Here is a 17,899-nt window from a genome sequence, read left to right as displayed (position 1 = left end):
ATCAGCGCCTCGCCTTCTCTTCGAACACCTCGCGACCGGCGCGTAGATAGTCCATCGTGTCCTTCTTTTCCTGCGCATCGTTGTAGTCCTGCCGCGCGTCGGCCGAGGCGATGGTCCGGTCGATCCAGCGCAGGAAGTACTCGGCATCCTTGGGCGACTTCGCGGGTCGACCGGCGATCGACACGTAGACAGGGCTCGTGCTCGCGTACGGATAGATGTCGAAGATCAGCGCATCGGGCGCGTCGTTCCACGCGCGCAGCAGGATCCAGCCGCTCTCGGTCACGGGGATCGTGCCGCTCAGATCGGCAGTGGTCGCGTCCTTCTTTCCATGGCGCGCGACGACGCGGCCGTTGTACAGCACCTCGACGTGATCGAGCGGCGCAAGCGAACGCATCGCCGCGCGGAAGTTCAGCTTGCGCCCCTGCGCGAGTTCGATCGTATCGCCGGGATTTCGTCCTTCGACCTGCAGCGCCAGCAGCGGCCCGTTGGTCGCGAAGGTATTTCCCTCTCGCAAAGCTTTGTGCAAAACCGCCGCGTTCGTGTCGCCGCCGGTCTGCAGGAACACGCGGTTCATCCCTACCGGTCCGCGCAGGCTCGCATAGTTAGCCATCGCGTCGGTGCCGGCGCCGGCCGAAAGGCGGAAACCCAGGTTCAACAGGCGGTGCCAGACCGCAGCCGTCGCCTTGTGATCCGAGAAGCCGACCACTTCGATGTAGTCCGCCTTGCCGAGTGCGACGTCCACCGGCAACGCGTTCGTCAGTGACTTCTCCTTTTCCGGCACGATCTCCCAATCGAACGGATGCACGTAACCGACGAGTGCGCCTTGCGCGTGCGCAAGGTCGGCCACAGCGCCGTTGTGCGGATAGGGAGATGTGAGCGCACTCTGTTGATAGGCGCTGAAGTCCGGCGTCAGGAAATGATCGCTCAGATCGAGAAGGCCGAGATGTCCCCAGTAGCTCGTGTGGTACTCCTGCGCCTGGAAGATCGTCACGCCCCCGTCGCGCGTCACGCTGCCACCGGCGTGGACAATGTCCGGAATGCGCTGCTCTTTGTTTACGATGGTGTTGTAGATGACGTCCAGATCCTCGGCGCGCGCCTGCGCGGACAACGTCTGCAACGTGCTTCGATAGTGGCCGCCATAGTTCATGTGCACGTGCAGGTCGGCCGAGACGCTCGCCGGTGTCCATGGCGGCATCGTGAGTCGCTTGAACGAAATATTCGCCGTGGCGCCCAGGAGGTCCTGAATTTTTTCCGTGTGCGTCGCCGCCGCGTAGCGCAGCCCGCGCCACGCGGTGATCTTCGCTTCCCCGACCGGCACATTCACGACGCATTCGCCGTGGCAGTGGAAGTAGCGCGTCTCTTCGATTTGCGTTGACGGATCGAAGCTATCGTCTGCGCTGACCCACGCATCGTTGGGCGCATACGCACGTGCATCGCCACCCCAAACGCTGACTCGCCCGGACGCTGGCTTGCCTGATTCGTCGGTCAGCTTGATCGAAAGCTGCGCGGTGGTGCGAGCATAGTGCCGGGTCTTGGGCGAGATCTGCCGTCGCGCTCCACCCGAAACCTCGCGTATCCACAGCGCAACATTGCCCGATTCGTTGCTGATGTACGCGACGCGCCGGCCGTCCGGCGACCAGCGGGCCTGCGTGACGTCGAACTCGCCGAACGTCAGCGGCAACGTGGCTTCACCCTTGAGCGTCGTCAACCACAGTTGATGCCATTGCCGGCCTTGATAGCTGCTGTACAACACCCGCCGGCCATCGGGCGCCACTTGCGGATTCGCGCGCCAGCTGGTCTCCTCGTCGATGAAACACGCCGACGCGCTGCCCGCCTCGAGCGCGACACTGCAGATCTTTCCCGAGCCGTAGGCAACCTCGCGATTGGACACGAACACCAGGCTCTTGCCGTCCGGCGCCCACGACGGATCGATCGCGTGATCGTGCGTCGAGTAGTAGTAGCGCGCGATCGAGCTCTCGCGGGGCGCGACGACGGCGCGCGGCGCCCCGAGTCCGGCCTCGTTGAGCTCCGCGACGTAGAGATTGAAGTGGCCGGTGCCCGCCGTGGAAACGAACGCGATGCCGCCGCCGTCCGGTGAATACCTTGGCTGGACCTGCACAGCCTTGGTCTGCGTGAGTTGCTGCGTCTTGCGGCTGCTCACGTCCACGCGCCACAACTCGATGGCATCGGCGTGATGACGCGCAAATACGATGAAGCGTCCGTCGGGCGACCAGTCAGGTTGATAGTCGTAACCCGGGCCGTAGGTCAGCTCGTCGGCGGAATCGGTATCGATCGCCTGCAGCCACAGCGATCCGCCCATGCTGTACACGACGCGCTGCCCGTCCGGAGAAAATGCCACACTCGACGGGCCGCTCGTGAGCTGCGGCAGGAACATCTCCCGGTAGTAATAAGCATGCGGCAGCGCGATCTGCGCGAGAACCGGGCCGCGTGCGGCGAGTGCAGGGTCAGCGACGCAGAGCGTCAACAGGCTCAGCAGCGCCGGAATCTTTCTTGTCATCGGCCAGCACCTCGTCGAGGCTCGCGGTGAGAATCGTCAATGCCTCGTCGACATCCGCGTTCGTGATCATCAGCGGCGGCATGAAGCGGATCGTGCTCTGCCCGCACATCAGCAGCAACATGCCGTTGTGATAGGCGCGAGTGACCAGCCGGTCGCACAGATCGGCGGCCGGTGTTTTGGTGGAGCGATTCTCCACCAGCTCCACGCCGAGCATGAGACCTTTGCCGCGCACGTCGCCGATGCATTCGTAGCGCAGCTTCAGCTCGCGCAGTTTGCCGATGAAATACTCGCCGACGCGCGCCGCATTGGCGGCGTACTCGCGCTCGACCAGGTCGACCGTCGCCCGCGCAGCCGCGCAGCAAATCGGATTGCCGCCGTAGGTGTTGCCGTGCGCGCCGCGCTGCCATTTTTCCATGATGGTTTTCTTCGCGACCACCATGCCGATCGGGAGACCGGAGCCCAATCCTTTCGCGAGCGTCATGATGTCCGGCGCGACGCCGAAGTGCTCCGCCGCGAACATCTTGCCGCTGCGGCCGATGCCCGACTGCACTTCGTCGAAGATCAGCAGGATGCCGTGGCGATCGCACAGCGCGCGCAAACCCTGCAGGAAACCGTCCGGCGGCACCAGATAGCCGCCTTCGCCTTGAATCGGCTCGATCAGGATCGCCGCGACTTCACTCGCCGGCACGTTCGACTTGAACAGCACGTTCTCGATGTAGTTGAGGACCGCCGCGCCCTGGTCGTCGCCCGCGAGCAGCGGGCGATAGTTGTTAGGGTAAGGAACATGCGTCACGCCCGGCATCGTCGGAAAGAAACCTTTCTGCTGGGTGTACTTGCTCGACGTGAACGAGAGTGAACCCATCGTGCGGCCGTGGAAGCCGCCGAGGAACCCGATGAAACGGCCGCGACCCGTGACGTATCGCGCGAGCTTGAGCGCGCCCTCCACCGATTCGGTGCCGCTCTGGCAGAAGAAGCTCAGCGTCGGTTCGCGCATCGGCGAAAGCGCGTTCATCTTCTCGGCCAATGCGATCTGGCCTTCGTGCCAGTAGTCGCTCGAGATATGCAGGAATTTGTCCGCCGCATCCTTGATTGCCTGGACGACCTGCGGATGCGAGTGTCCGGTCGAACACACGGCAATGCCGCCCATGAAGTCGAGGAAGCGATTGCCATCGACGTCCCATACCTCGGTGCCCTTGCCATGCGACATGACGAATGGATAGTCCCGCGGATAGGACGGCGACTCGACGCCAACGGAGCGTTTGAGCATGGCTTCGGCCTTGGGGCCGGGCAGCGCCGTGCGGATGTGAGGGGATTTCATGATTCGACCACCGTCTGGGATTGCTCGCGCAGATACTGCGCCAGGTAATAAAAGGATGCGATCGCCTTGCCCGTGTTGCCCGAGCCTTTCCAGCCGCCGAACGGCTGATAACCCGGCCACGCGCCGGTGGTCGCGCCCAAGGCGCGATTCGAATAGGTGACGCCGGCTTCGATGCGATCGAGGAACTCTGCGACGTCATCCGTCGAGCCGTAGACGCCGGCCGTCAGGCCGAGATCCGAATCGTTCGCGAGTCGGATGCCGGCGTCGAGATCCTTCACTCGATGCAGCATCAGGATCGGCAGGAACATTTCTTCGCGCCACAGCGGATGATCGAGCGCCGCTTCGGCGAGCGTCGGGGCCGCGTAGAACCCGCGCGCCAGATCGCCGCTCGAGAGCACCTCGCCGCCGAACAGCATCTTGGCGCCGCCCGTGCGCAATCGATCGACGTAGCCGCTGAATTTGCGGTGCGCGTTCTCGCTGACTACCGGACCCAGCCAGTTCTCCTTGCGCGTCGGATCGCCCACACCGATCGCCTGCATTCGCTGCACGAGTTTCTGGACCAGCGCGTCCGCGACCGACTCTTCTATATACAGACGTGACAGCGCCGAGCATTTCTGCCCGGAGAGGCCGAACGCGCTGCGCACGATGCCTGCGGCAGCCGAATCGAGGTCCGCCTTTGCGGTGACGACGCAGGCGTTCTTGCCGCCCATCTCGGCGATACAAGGTTTCGGATAGCGGCCGGCGGCGAGCTTGCGCACGATGCCCATGCCCGTGTCGTACGAGCCGGTGAACGTGATGCCGGCGGTTTGCGGATGCGCCACGAGCGCATCGCCGATCGCAGCGCCCGGTCCCATCAGGTAGTTGAAGACTCCATCCGGCAGACCGGCATCGCGCAGGCAATCCGCCAGCAGCCGGCCGGACCACGGCGTTTCGCTCGCGCCCTTGAGCACGACCGTGTTGCCGGTGACGAGCGCCGCGGCCACGGGCCCGCCAGCGAGCGCAAATGGAAAATTGAACGGATTGATGACGACCCACACGCCGTACGGTTTCATCACGCTGCGATTGCGCGACACGACGTTCGGCAGCGGATCGTCCGGCAGCACGTGATCGAACCCATTCTGCTGCTCGAAGCTGTCGCAGTAGACGTTGAAGAAGTCCGCCGTCTCCTGCACTTCGCCGAGCGCCTCCATGCGGTTCTTGCCGACCTCGAGCGTCACGGCGGCGGCGATGTGATAGACGCGCTCCTCGATGAGCTGCGCGACCCGGCGCAACAGGCGGATTCTTTCCTGCGGTGGTGTTGCACGCCACCGCGGGAACGCATCGCTTGCGGCTTGCATCGCGCGATCGACGTGTTCACTGCTCGCTTGGGCGAACGAGCCTAACAACCAGTCGCGATCGATCGGACTGCGCTTCTCTTTGAAGGCGCCCGTCTCGACGTCCTTGCCAGCGATGTGCAACGAGTGCTTGCCACCAAGGCCGCCGCGCACTTCGCTCGAGGCCGCATCGAAACGCGTGTGCATTTCCGGCGGCGGATCGAACATCGTCGAATACGTGAGCTTGTACGCCATGAAACTCCGGGCCCCGCGCAGGTCGGGTCGGAATTGTACTTCGGCCAGCAGCTCGTCGAGCAGGCTCAACGCATCGCCGAGCTCTCGTTCGCGCGTGCCGCGATCACGTACGAGCTCGATCACGGCAAAGAGGCCGGCTGCCGGCCGCGTGACCCGGCAGCCGAGCCTTCAGAGCACCGGCCTCACCGCTTCCGCGGCGCGTTTTTCCTTGTTCTGCCGATCGCGCGCGGCGTTCTCGACCATGGCGACGCTGGCCGCATAAGTCTTGCCGTGCAGCGCGCCGTTTGCGAGCGTGATCGACATGTTGAAGGCAAGGCCCGGCGTCATGCCGGCACCTGCAGGCGTCGGTTGCCACTGGGCTTGAATGAAGGTCCAGCGATCGCAGTGGAACCCGCCCGGAACCAGTAAAGAAGCGCGGCCCGCGGACACCAGCGCCAGCGGATCCTGTCCGGGCAGGTGAGCCTGGCGGCAGAGTTGCGCGTATTCGCGTGCCGCGGTGGGAGATACCCGCTTGCCTGCATCATCGAACAGCCAGTAAGCGTCGAGTAGTTCGACGCCCGCCGCCTGGACGCTCGCGGGCTGCTGCAACGAGCCGTCTTCCTTGCCGTACTTCTGACGCAGCGCCGCGATGATGTTCGTCACGGTCGGCCGGCCTTCCTCCGCATAAACCACACCGCGTCGGATGCCCCAGACGATCTTGGCATTGGGCTCCATCGCGGCCATCAGATCGATGTTTTCGCTTTGATTGAAATTGCGCATGTTCACGCCGTCTGAGAACACGACGCCCGGCAACAAGGCAGAAGATCCCACGCGCGGGTAGACATCGAGCTTGGGGTCATGGCGCTTGACGACGCCGATCGCCTCGTCCAGCGACATCCCCGCCCGGACGCCAATCACGTCGGGGGCCTCGGCCGCAAAGGCCGGTAGGCAGGCGCCGAGTAGTCCGATGGTGGCTGCCAGCGCCCGCAGCGACGCCGCAAATTTCTGGCTGTTGGTCATTCCCGCTCTCCCTTTTTTGGTCTTCGCCAGGAGAGACGGACGACATTCGTTTTTGTCAGGAGGCCCTGTCCTGCGCGGCCCTTGTTCGGGCAGGCCCGCGTAGCGTGATCAGAAATCCGCGGCCGGCGTGGCGCGACGACGCGGGGGATCGAAGAACGCGCCTTCGATCACCTTGCAGGGAACGTTGACACGAAACCACTGCAGCTCGCGCTGGTAGTAGATGTCGGCCCACAGTTCATCTCCCGGTCGGCCCCAGGGCATGTGCAGTGAAGCCAGCGCGATATTGGTTTTTGCGGAGGGCGACCACGCAGCGGTTGTCACCGTGCCGATGACCTCGCCCTTGCGCTCTTTGTTGTAGATGTAGGCGGCGCGCGCCACCTTGTTGCCGGCGATCTCGAGGCGGACGAATCTGTAGCGCGAACCGCGCTGCTGTTCCTCGAGCAAGGCCCGGCGGCCGTTGAAGTTGGGCTTCTTGAAATCCACCAGGCGCCCGAGGTCGAGCTCGAACGGCGAGCGTGAGCGATCCAGGTGGATGGCCTGGTCGGCGGGCAGGAAATCCACGTGCGCCTGGATGAATCCGGCCTCGATGCGCGCGATCTCCAGTGCATGCGTGCCCATGGGGCGGATCCCGTGAATGGCGCCCTTGTCGAACAGCGCGTCCCACAGCGGCACCGCACGCGAATTGTCGATCCACAGTTCATAGCCCAGGTCGCCGGTGAAACCGGTGCGCGACACCATCAACTCGCCGCCATGGAACGGCCAATAGCCGATGTCGAAGGGTTTGAGATTCTCCACGCCTGCGCAGCCAATGGCCTTCAGCACGGCGCAACTGGTCGGCCCCTGGAAGGCGAGGCAGGCAACGTCATGCGTTTCCTCGACGAGCTTCACGTCGAACCCGAACGCCGATCGGTCTAACCACTCGAGCTGGCGCTCCTGCGAGCAGAGCCGGTAATCGCCGGGCTTCAGATGGAAGATGGTGCCGTCATCGATCACGCGGCCGTTGTCGTCGCACCAGACGGTGTAGCCGACCCTGCCCGGCTTGATCTTCGACACGTCGCGCGTCATGAGACGATCGAGGAAGGCCAGCGCATCGGGGCCGGTGATGCGGTGCTTGGTCATCGGCGTGATGTCGAACACCGCGCAGGCATTGCGGATCGCGGCGTATTCGAGCGCCACGTTGTAGTAGGCATCCGAAACCGTGTAGTCCTTCCAGCGGTGCCACACGTTGAGCGTGTTCAGCGCGGAAGTGCGCTCGTGGAACGGCGTCGGGTACACCGCAGCCCGGAAGTGTTCCTTCTGATTCATGCGGTCATTCATTTGCGGCCCGCCTTGATCACGGCCTGCGCCGCGTTCTTGCCCGCGCAGCCCATGACTCCGCCACCCGGATGCGCTCCCGCGCCGCACAGGTACAGGCCCGTCACCGGCATCGCGTACTGCGCAGCGCCGGGCACCGGCCGCAGCATGAGGAATTGATCGAGCGCGAGCTCGCCGTGGTGCCAGTGCCCGCCGGTCAGACGGAATTCGCGTTCGAGGTCGGCCGGCAGCAGCAGCTGCGATGCGACCACCTTGCCGCGGATTCCCGGGGCATAGGACTCGAGCACGCTGAGGGTGTTCTCCAGCAACTGCGCGCGCGCTGCATCCGTGCTCGCGGCCGCGTCGTACGGCGCGTATTGAACCACCGCCGAAAGAACGTGTTTGCCCGCGGGCGCGAGCGAGCGGTCGTGCACGGTGGGAATGCTGATCTCGAGCGCCGGGTGCGGCGAGTTGTCGCCGTACTTCGCGGCGTCGAACGCATGCTCGAGATAAACGAGATCGGGCGCGACGATCAGACGCTCGCCCGCCAATGCGGCCGGCAGCCGCGAGAATTCGGGCACGGCATCGAGCGCGAGATGGAGCTTGGCCGCCATGCCCTTGCTGCGGAAATGCCGCACGCGATGCACGAAGCCGGTTTCCAGATGTCGCGCGCCGAGTAGTTCGAACAGCGTACGCTTCGGATCCGCGTTGCTCACGACCACATCGGCCGACAGCGTTTCACCGCTGGCGAGCAGGACGCCCGAGACGCGGTCGCCATTGAGCGTGATGTTCTTGACCGGTGTAGATAGACGAATGGTCGCGCCCGCGGCCGTGGCCGCCTTGGCGAACGCCTCGCTCACCGCGCCCATGCCGCCGGCCGGCAAGGACACGCCACCCGTGGTTCCGCTGGCGAGCCCCGAGAGCCGGTGCAGCAGCGCGAGCACGGAGTTGTTGGCGCGCGGCGAAAGGTTGGTACCGAGCACCGCATCGAAAGCCAGCGCGGCCTTCAGCGCCGGCGACTCGAAGGACTCTTCGACGACGTCGAAGATGTTGATGCCCGCGATGCGCATGAACTCGCGCATGTCGTCCCGGCCGAGACGGCGGATGTCGAGGCCGAGCAGCGCCGCACCGATGAAATCGGAACGTCCGCCACCCAGCAGCCGGGGCGGAATGCGGTTGTGCTGTTTGCCGAGCACGCGCGCGAACTTGAGCATCGTGGCGTGATGCGTGGCCAGCGCGGCGCGATCCGCTTCGCTCACGCGGCCGGCCTCGACGCTGCCGCCGTTCAATATCAGATGCTCGTCCGCACGCTGCAACGCAACGGTCTTGAGATTCTCGCGCGCAGACGCGAGGCCGTGGCGCGCGAGGTCGAGCTCGTTCGCAATGCGTGCGTCAAGTAGATAGGACAGATGCGCGCAGGCGGAAACCTTGAAGCCCGGTGCGAACTCGCGCGTCACCGCCGCGCCGCCGACCTGTGCCGCGGCTTCGAGCACCGTGACGCGTTTGCCCGCCTTGGCCAGATAGGCCGCGCAGGCCAGGCCATTGTGGCCGGCGCCGATGATGATGACGTTGCCGGCCTCAGTCATCGCGCCAGCCCTCGGGAACCAGGTTCGGGCGCCGCAGGTCGTGCAGGATTTCGCGTGCCGCGTTCGCGCCCGGCGCCGCCATCACGCCGCCACCGGGATGTGTACCCGAGCCGCACATGTAGAAGCCCTTGGTCGGACCGCGATACTGCGCGAAGCCGGGAAACGGCCGGTTGAACAACATCTGATCGAGTGAGAGATCGCCCTGGAAGATGTTGCCCTCGGTCAATCCCACCTCGTTCTCGATGATGTCCGGAGTGCGCACTTCGACGTGACGGATCAGCGATTTGAAGTTGGGGCTGTAGCGCCCGATCATGTCGAGCACCGTGTTCTTCCACGCATTGCGATCCTCGTCGGTCCAGTCGCGGCCGTGGATCTTCGCCGGCACGTACTGCACGAACACGCTCATCCAGTGTTTGCCAGCGGGCGCCATCGTCGGGTCGGTCATCGACGGAATCAGCAGATCTAGATAGGGCTCCTTCGACCAGGTGCCGTTCTTCCAGTCGTCGTAGGCGCGTTCGACCTGCGACAGCGATTCGAGGAAGTGCATGTCGCCGAAGCGCAGCGGATTGTCCCTACCCAGCGCCGGGAATTCCGGCAGACCGTCGAGCGCGATATTCAACTTGCCCGACGAACCGCGGATCTTGAAGTTCTGCGCGCGCTTGACGAATTCGGGCTTCAGATCCTTTGGATCGAAGAGTTTCGTGAAGGTGCGTTTGGGATCGAGATTCGACACCACGGTTTTCGCGTAGTACTCGTTGCCGTTCGCGCAGACCACGCCGGTGACGCGATTGCCGCTGACCAACACTTGTTTGACGTCCGCATCGGTGACGATCTCGCCGCCGAAGGACTTGAACGCATTGCCCAGCGCCTTCGACACCGCGCCCATGCCGCCGCGCGCAAAGCCCCACGAGCCGATCGATCCGTCCACGTCGCCCATGTAGTGATGCAGCAGCACGTAGGCGGTGCCCGGCGAATAGGGTCCCAGCGCCGTGCCGATGATGCCGCTGCCCGACAGGGAAGCCTTGATGAGATCGGAATCGAAGAACTCCGCCAGGTAGTCCGCGATGCTCATCGAATAGAAGCGGATGGTGTCGTAGATCACCTGCTCGCCGAGCTTCTTGAACTCCTTCGAGAGGAAGATCATTTCGCGGATGTCGCGCGGCCGCAGTGAAGTCGGGTCCGGCGGCGTGCGCAGCAGCAGCGGCCGGATGAACTTGCACTGGCGCATCACCTCGGTCGAGTAGCGGTCGTACGCGTCGCCGTCATGCGCATTGTGGCGCGCGAATTCGCGGCGCTTCAGCTCATGGTCGGCGTAGCTGCCGAGGATGTCGCCCTTGGAGGTGATGGTGACGCCGCCGCCGTACGGCACCACTTGCAGGCCGTGCCGCGCCAGTTCCAGGTCGCGGAAGATCTCGGGGCGCAGCAGGCTGCAGACGTAGGAGCAGTTCGAGTAGGTCCAGCCTTTCTCGATTTCCCGGCTCACCGCCGCGCCGCCGATCCACGGATTTTTCTCGAGCAGCAGCACCTTGAGCCCGGAGCGGGCGAGGTAGGTGGCGTTGGTCAGGCCGTTGTGGCCGGCGCCAACGACGATGGCGTCGTAATTCTTGTCGGGCACGATTGCTGCTGGATCCCGTGCGGAAGGCGGACGCCGGTATCCGCGTTTTTTATGTATCGCTGGACGCCGGTTGCGGTTGATTGCGCGACGGATTCTCGCTCAAGAACAGGCCGCTCGTCGACGTTTACCCACCAAACAGTTCAGAAGTGCACCGCGGCCAGCAATTCGTCGAGCAGGGTCAGCGCATCGCCGAGTTCGGTTTCGCCGATGACCAGCGGGGGCGCGAGCAGGATCAGATTGCCGCGGATGGCGAACGACACGTCGCGGTGCAACGCGTCGCGCACCAGGTGTTTCAGGGCGGGCGGTGATTCCGGCCACGCCGCCGGGGATTCGCGCGTCTGACGGTTACGCACGAGTTCGATCACTGCGAACAGGCCGTCGCCGCCGCGCACATCGCCGATGACGGAATGCTTCGCCTGCAAGGCTCTTAACCGGCCGATCATCGACGCGCCGAGCGAACGCGATCGCTCGATCAGGCGCTCGTCGCCGTAAGCTTCGACGGCCGCGACACCGGCCGCGCACGAAAGTGGGTGCCCGCAATAAGTCAGTCCGGTGTACAGCATCTCGTGCTCGAGCCGCTGGGACAGCTCCGACGAAAGCACCACCGCGCCGAGCGGCAGGTGCGCACCCGTCAGCCCCTTCGCGAGCGTCATCAGATCCGGCCGCCCCTCCTCGCCGTAGCGCTGCCACGCGAACCACTCGCCGCAGCGGCCGAACCCGCTCATGACCTCGTCGGCTATCAGGTAGACGTTGCGGCTGCGCGTCACGGCTCGCAGCGCCGGCCAGTAGTTAGCTGGCGCGACGATGCCGTTCGTTCCGGCGTTCGGCTCCATGATGACGGCGGTCACGTCCTGTCGTTCATCGATCAGCTCGCCAATGCGCGCGGCGCTGCGGCTGCCGCATTCGTCGTCGGTCGAGCTGCCGAACGGGCAGCGGTAGGCGTAGGGAGGGGGCGCATGCAGGACGCCGAACGCTTGCGGGTCGACCTGGTGCCGCGTGCGGCTGTCACCGGACATGGCCATCGTTGCGTAGCTCGCGCCGTGATAGGACCGGTCGCGCGCAATGATGCGGCCGCGCGGCTTGCCCGACGCCTGCCGCGCGAACTTCACCGCGTTTTCGTTCGCGTCGGCGCCGCCGAGCGTGAAGAACACACGGCCGCCGGTGAAGCCCGATTTCTCGAGCAGCATCTCCGCGAGCTGCGCGCGCGGCTCCGCACCCCAGGCGCTCGTGACGAAGCACAGCTTCTGCGCCTGCTCGCGGATCGCGGCGACGACCTTCGGATGCTGATGGCCGAGATTGCAGCACTCGGCGAGGCTGCTCATGTCGAGGATGGAACGGCCGTCGGCGGTGTGAATCCGCGCGCCCGCGCCGCCCACAATAGTCGGAGCGGCCCAGTCGGCCTGTTTGCACCAGCTGTGCAGGACGGTGTCGCGTTCGGAAACCATGCAGGATTGTAGCCCGCCCGGAAATTGGGGGATGATCGACACGTGACACGCCCAGCCGTCATCAGCGTCGCGATAACCGGTTCCCTGCCACAGAAGGCTAACAACCCGGCCGTCCCGATCACGCCCGAGGAGCAAATTGCCTCGACGCACGAAGCCTTCGAGGCCGGCGCGGCACTCGTGCACATCCACGTGCGGGACGACGAAGGACGGCCGTCGTCCGATCCCGAGCGCTTCGCCCGCGTTCAGGAGGGCGTCAAGAAGCATTGCCCCGGCATGATCGTGCAGTTCTCCACGGGTGGACGTGGCCGCGGGCTTGCGGAGCGCGGGTCGATGCTTTACCTCAAGCCCGACATGGCGTCGCTCGCGACCGGCTCGGTGAATTTTCCGACGTCCATCTATGAGAATCCGCCGGATTTCGTCGAGGACCTCGCGCGCGACATGATCGGCCGCGGCATCAAGGCCGAGGTCGAGGTGTTCGACGTAGCGATGCTCTACAACGCGGCGGAGCTCGTGAAGCGTGGCTTGTTGAAAGCCCCGGCACACGTCCAGTTCGTGCTCGGATTGAAGAACGCGCTGCCGGCGCGGCGGGAGTTGCTCGAGTTCCTCGTCAAGGAGCTCGAGGCGGTGCTGCCCGGAGCAACGTGGACGGCCGCGGGCATGGGCAAGAATCAACTGGTCCTGAACCGCTGGGCGCTCGAGCTCGGCGGCCACGCGCGGACGGGGCTGGAGGACAACCTGCGCTTCGATGAGCACCGGCTCGCGGCCAGCAACGCCGAACTCGTAGCACGCGTTGCGGCATTGACGAAGGAATACGGGCGCACCGTCGCGTCACCCGCGGAAGCTCGTGCGCTGCTGGGGCTGCCCGCAGCCTGAAGTGACTGCGCTGCTCGAGGATGCCCCGGACGAAAACCCCCGGCAGTTCCCGCCGGGAGTCTCCTATCTACCAGCCGGTGTCAGGACCTGGACTGGACGGATCCCTAACCACCCGCAGCGCGTCTCGTGTAGTCCGCGTACGCCGGGATGGCAATCGCCGCCACGATGCCGATGAAAAAAACAACCGGCAGCAAGAGCCCCAGGATTTTCACAATGAGGGTATTGGGCGGCGGCGGTGCTCCGTAGCGATTCGTTCCCCCGGATCCGCGCTTGAACACCCATATCAGGGCGACGAACGGAATAAGCGTGAGCAGGACCGTCCAGCCGTTCCATTCCATGTCGTGACTGCGCTGTATGGCGATGAGCACGCTGAACACGACCGCCACGAGATAAACCAGCAAGGTCACGCCCATACCCACGGACTGGCCCAGAACTCCGCTCATGACTCCTGCGACGACGCCGGCCAGCAGCGATGCGCCGGTGGCGTACGCGAGATAGCGCAACCTGCCGATGCGGCCACTGGCCGACCACATGCGAATCTCTTGATATTCCTGCACGCCTTCCACGTCGTTGACGGCGGCTCGCGGTGGCAAATATGGATTGTTAGACATGGTTTCTCCCTTGCTTCGTCTGGAAGTTCTTGTTCTGCCGCACGGCGAGGATCTCTGACAGCCGGGCGGTCGGCGCAGCTTAGTTCACTGATCCGACGCGGGCCAGAATGCGACACCGTCCCGTAGTCCCCGTACCCGCCCGTGCCCGCGTTCTGAGCGCGCGGACCCACTCCGTGGGATGATCCCCGTCGCCGAAAACTCAACATGGTTACCCGTGATGAACCACTCCGAGAGATCCTTCCGTCTCCTTCCGGCCATTGCGCTGGGTTTCCTGTTGGGGTCATGTTCGACGCCCACTGAATTGGCCCAGGCCTCGGCCGAAACTGCTGAGGCTCCGTCGCCCCCACCTCCCAAGGCCTTGTCGCCCGAAGCCTCCATCGCCACGATGCAGATGCCGAAAGGCTACCGGCTCGAGCCGGTGCTGACCGAGCCGCAGATCGCCGAGCCGGTGATGGTCGCCTTCGATGGCAACGGCCGGATGTACGTCGCCGAGATGCGCACCTACATGATGGACGCCGACGGCACCGGCGAGCAGGAGCCGTTCAGCCGCGTTTCGCGCCACGAGGATACCGACGGCGACGGCGTCTATGACCGGCACACTGTGTTTGCCGACAAACTACTCCTCCCCCGCATCATGCTTCCCCTCGATGACCGCATCATCATCGGCGAGACGAACACCGATGACCTCTACATATACCGGGACAGCGATGGTGACGGCGTAGCGGACGAGAAGACCCTGTGGTTCAAGGGCGGTCCGCGCGGCGGCAACATGGAACACCAGCCCAACGGTCTCGTGTGGGCCATGGACAACGGTCTCTACTCCACCTACTACGACTACCGCCTGCGCTTCGGCGCCGACGGCAAGGCGATCAAGGAAGAAATCCCGGTCAACGGCGGCCAGTGGGGGCTCACGCAGGACGACTGGGGCAAGGTCTGGTTCGTCAACGCCGGCAACGAAACCGGCCCGGTGCATTTCCAGCAGCACATCATCTACGGCCAGTTCACAGCGCCGGATGAGCACATCGGCCAGTACAAAGTCGTCTGGCCGATCGCCCGCATGCCCGACACGCAGGGCGGCCCCGGCCAGCTGCGGCCCGACGACACCCTCAACCATTTCACCGCCACCTGCGGCCAGGACATCTTCCGCGGCGATCGTCTGCCGGCCGACTTGCGCGGAAATCTGTTGTTCGCCGAGCCCGTCGGCCGTCTGGTCCGCCGCACGCTGATCAAAGTCGAGGATGGCGTCACCCGCCTTACGAACGCCTACGAAGACGAACACAGCGAATTCATCCGCGCGACGGATCCGCTGTTCCGTCCCGTCAACATGGTCACCGCGCCCGACGGCACGCTCTATCTAGTCGACATGTATCGCGGCATCATCCAGCAGGCCAACTGGACGCGCAAAGGCACGTATCTGCGCGAACAGATCGAGGCGCACGAACTGCAGAAGGAGATCGGCCGCGGCCGCGTCTATCGCCTGCGTCACGAGAGTTTCGAGCCCGGTCCGCAGCCGCGCATGCTCGATGAAACGCCTGCCCAGTGGGTGCAGCACCTGTCCCATCCCAACGGCTGGTGGCGCGACACCGCGCAGAAACTCCTCGTCCTGCGCCGCGATCTCTCGGTTGTGCCTGCTCTCGAGAAGCTCGCCAGCAGCGATTCCGCTGATTCCCGCCCACGCCTGCACGCGTTGTGGACACTCGACGGTCTTGGCGCGCTCAATGACAAACTCATCCTGCGCGCGTTGAAGGCCACGGATCCGCAGGTGCGGATCGCGGGTCTTCGACTGGCGGAGCTACGCGTCAATGCCAAATCCGCAGCCAAGGCGCCACTCGTAGTCGCCATGCGTGGCGCGCTGCGGGACGCCGATCCGCGCGTCGTCATCCAGGACATGCTTTCGGTGCGTCGCGCTGGGTTGCCGGACGCCCAGAAGGTTATTAGGGCAACCGCCGCAACGTCCGCATCCGTCGGAGTTTACGCCATCAACGAGCAGCTCTGGGACGAAGCCAACAATGAAGACCCGCAGCTCATCCGCCTGCTAGGGGTGAACGGACTCAAGTCCTATCGCGCGGGCCGTACGCTTTTCAACTCGGTCTGTTTCGCCTGTCACGGAACTGATGGCCACGGCGCGCCCATGCCCGACGGAGGCCGCACCATCGCGCCGTCGCTGGCCGACTCGCGGCGCGTGCTGGGCGACGAACGCGCCACCATTGCCATACTTCTCCACGGCCTGCAGGGCGCTGTGGATGGCGTCGACTACGGTGCGCCCATGGTGCCGATGAATTCCTACTCCGACGCGGAGCTGGCCGGCGTGCTCACCTACATCCGCAACAGCTTCGGCAACCGGGCGCCCGCGGTGGAGGCTGAAGCCATCGCCGCCCGGCGCGCCGCCGATGCCGGACATACTAACTACTGGACGCTCGAAGAGCTCACCGGCCAATTCCCCGCGCTCGGTGTGCCGCGCGAACGCTTCAAGCGGCGTTCCGAGTGGAAACTCACCGCCAACATGGCGGCGCGCGACAACTCCCCGCCCGAAGCCATGCTCGATGGCGATCCGAAAACCGGATACTTCACCCAGGATGTCAAACCATTTCCCCTGGAATGGCTCACGGTCGAGCTGCCAGCCCGCAGCAAGATCGTCGGCATCGACATCGATTCCCGCGGGGAGTTGTCCGAAAAGGGCAAAGACCTCGGCTGGGCGCCGTTCTACAGCGTCGAAGTGTCCGACGACGGCAAATCGTGGACGATGGTCGACCGGAAAGTGGTGGGTGAGCCCCACGCGCGCCTCAACTTCGCCGCGCCGATTGAAACCCGGCACCTGCGCATCGCCATCACGGAAAAGGAAAGTTGGCAGGCGTGGGTGATCAAGGAACTCAACCTCTACGGCGAGGAAAAGTAGGCGCGTTCCTTGGCTCGAGGTTGAGGCGAACCCCCGGCGGCATTCCACCGGGGGTCTTCTATCTACTACCAGACTCGGCTAATCCTTTCGACCTCCAATATCCGGTTTTGCCCAATCTCGCGGCGGTTCCTTCCTGAGAGTATTGATGCTGATGTGCGGCCAACGGATGAGACCCGGCGGTTGGTCGAGTCGAGGCAGGAAGTCGAGACTCACATCCTGGAGGTATTGCAGGACAAACCGGTTGCCGTCGGGCTCGGGCTCCTCGAGCTCGTGTATCCAGAATGTCGAGGTCACCTTCTCCGCATCGGCCTGACGTTCCACGAACGGGATGTTCCTGACGCCGCCACTCTGCACGCTGCTGTCGAGGGCAAGCACGGTCGTCCGCTTGACCTTCAGCCCCTGCAAGGCGAGCTGAAGCAATTCGCTTGGCCTCACGGGATCGAAACCCGGGAAACCGGGAAACGTCACATTCCCCTTGAACGGCGTACCGAGCGCCCTGCTGAATTTTTTATACGGAGCCAGCCAGGGACTAGCATTGAGATCCGCATCCGGCCCGACTCCGATCGGCAGCCCGCTGACGTGTTTGATGAGTGTGGCGGTGTCCGGGTTTTCGATGATGTCGGAAGTCCCGAGCGCGAGCACGGAGTTGCCATGCGGGATGCTCGCGAGGCGTCCCACGTCGATGTCGTCATCCACCTGGTTGGTGAGGTAGAGAAACAGCCCCGGCTCGTGATGAATGGCTATTTTTGGTGCACCCGCCAGCCCGCTGACCGGCTCATCCACCGCCTGCACCTGCTCGATGCTCTGCTCATAGTCGAGCGTCACGACGAACTGGTCCTTTACCTGCCTCGGAGGGCTGGTGATGCCGCGGTTCGGCACCTTTTCGTCCACGAAGGTGAACCGCAGCGTCTCCTTGTACTGGTTGAGCAGCAGCCGAAACGGCGGCCCCGCCGGGTTCGCGAATGGCAGCGCGATCATGTTCCACCCCGTCTCGCCGCTCACCCACTTGCCCGGCAAGGGATTCAACGGTCCGAGGTCGAGATCCGGCGGCAGAACGGGATAACGCGAGAAGCGGCGGCTCGGTTTCGATCGGACTTTTTCCTCTACGATCTCTCTATCTAACTGTTTCATTGTGTAACTCCTTGAGATTGTGACGGAAGGTGCTGCTGACCAACGG

The 17,899-nt window shown here is 64.4% G+C and carries 12 protein-coding genes; 2 read left to right on the top strand and 10 right to left on the bottom strand.

Translation table 11 applies throughout. The features are described 5' to 3' along the window. Position 1: 1 nt before the first annotated feature. The 8 genes from WDO72_13700 to WDO72_13665 all read right to left on the bottom strand — a co-directional run bounded on the left by WDO72_13700 (position 2) and on the right by WDO72_13665 (position 12,342). Positions 2-2,518 carry a CehA/McbA family metallohydrolase gene (locus WDO72_13700; GenBank protein MEJ0086736.1) on the bottom strand — a complete coding sequence of 839 codons (2,517 nt, stop codon included), beginning with the start codon at positions 2,516-2,518 and terminating at the stop codon, positions 2-4. Further along, entirely contained in the window at positions 2,466-3,836 is a 1,371-nt protein-coding gene (locus tag WDO72_13695) for an acetyl ornithine aminotransferase family protein (GenBank protein ID MEJ0086735.1), read from the bottom strand. The genes WDO72_13700 and WDO72_13695 overlap by 53 nt, the downstream gene beginning before the upstream one ends. Continuing rightward, entirely contained in the window at positions 3,833-5,404 is a 1,572-nt protein-coding gene (locus WDO72_13690; protein ID MEJ0086734.1) for an aldehyde dehydrogenase family protein, read from the bottom strand. The genes WDO72_13695 and WDO72_13690 overlap by 4 nt, the downstream gene beginning before the upstream one ends. Before the next feature lie 168 nt (positions 5,405-5,572). Then, positions 5,573-6,403, bottom strand: a complete 831-nt coding sequence (locus WDO72_13685; protein MEJ0086733.1) for a hypothetical protein — start codon at positions 6,401-6,403, stop codon at positions 5,573-5,575. Positions 6,404-6,511: 108 nt separating this feature from the next. Beyond that, complete coding sequence (locus WDO72_13680) at positions 6,512-7,720, bottom strand: aminomethyltransferase family protein (protein ID MEJ0086732.1); 1,209 nt, start codon at positions 7,718-7,720, stop codon at positions 6,512-6,514. After that, on the bottom strand, positions 7,717-9,282 hold the full coding sequence (locus WDO72_13675; protein ID MEJ0086731.1) for an NAD(P)/FAD-dependent oxidoreductase: 1,566 nt from the start codon (positions 9,280-9,282) through the stop codon (positions 7,717-7,719). The genes WDO72_13680 and WDO72_13675 overlap by 4 nt, the downstream gene beginning before the upstream one ends. Beyond that, complete coding sequence (locus WDO72_13670; protein MEJ0086730.1) at positions 9,275-10,897, bottom strand: NAD(P)/FAD-dependent oxidoreductase; 1,623 nt, start codon at positions 10,895-10,897, stop codon at positions 9,275-9,277. Before WDO72_13670 ends, WDO72_13675 begins: the two co-directional genes overlap by 8 nt. Positions 10,898-11,037: 140 nt before the next feature. Next, complete coding sequence (locus WDO72_13665) at positions 11,038-12,342, bottom strand: aminotransferase class III-fold pyridoxal phosphate-dependent enzyme (GenBank protein ID MEJ0086729.1); 1,305 nt, start codon at positions 12,340-12,342, stop codon at positions 11,038-11,040. 42 nt (positions 12,343-12,384) lie between these two features. Between WDO72_13665 and WDO72_13660 the strand changes: the two genes are divergently transcribed. Further along, positions 12,385-13,215, top strand: coding sequence for a 3-keto-5-aminohexanoate cleavage protein (locus tag WDO72_13660; GenBank protein ID MEJ0086728.1), 831 nt, complete (start codon positions 12,385-12,387; stop codon positions 13,213-13,215). Between the two features lie 104 nt (positions 13,216-13,319). Here WDO72_13660 and WDO72_13655 read toward each other — a convergent pair whose 3' ends face one another. Beyond that, a complete protein-coding gene (locus WDO72_13655; protein ID MEJ0086727.1) occupies positions 13,320-13,826 on the bottom strand; it encodes a DUF805 domain-containing protein in 507 nt (168 codons plus the stop codon). A 358-nt stretch (positions 13,827-14,184) separates the two neighbouring features. On the opposite strand from WDO72_13655, the gene WDO72_13650 reads away from it, so the two are divergent. Further along, positions 14,185-16,722 (top strand): discoidin domain-containing protein, encoded by a 2,538-nt coding sequence (locus WDO72_13650; GenBank protein ID MEJ0086726.1) that lies wholly within the window; start codon positions 14,185-14,187, stop codon positions 16,720-16,722. 78 nt (positions 16,723-16,800) lie between these two features. Here WDO72_13650 and WDO72_13645 read toward each other — a convergent pair whose 3' ends face one another. Then, complete coding sequence (locus tag WDO72_13645; protein ID MEJ0086725.1) at positions 16,801-17,853, bottom strand: heme-binding protein; 1,053 nt, start codon at positions 17,851-17,853, stop codon at positions 16,801-16,803. Between the last annotated feature and the right edge of the window lie 46 nt (positions 17,854-17,899).

It is taken from the genome of Pseudomonadota bacterium (genome assembly GCA_037200975.1).
Taxonomy (GTDB): Bacteria; Pseudomonadota; Gammaproteobacteria; order Steroidobacterales; family Steroidobacteraceae; genus CADEED01.
Note: the sequence above shows the minus strand (reverse complement) of the source record. Positions and strands in the feature narration are given on the sequence as shown.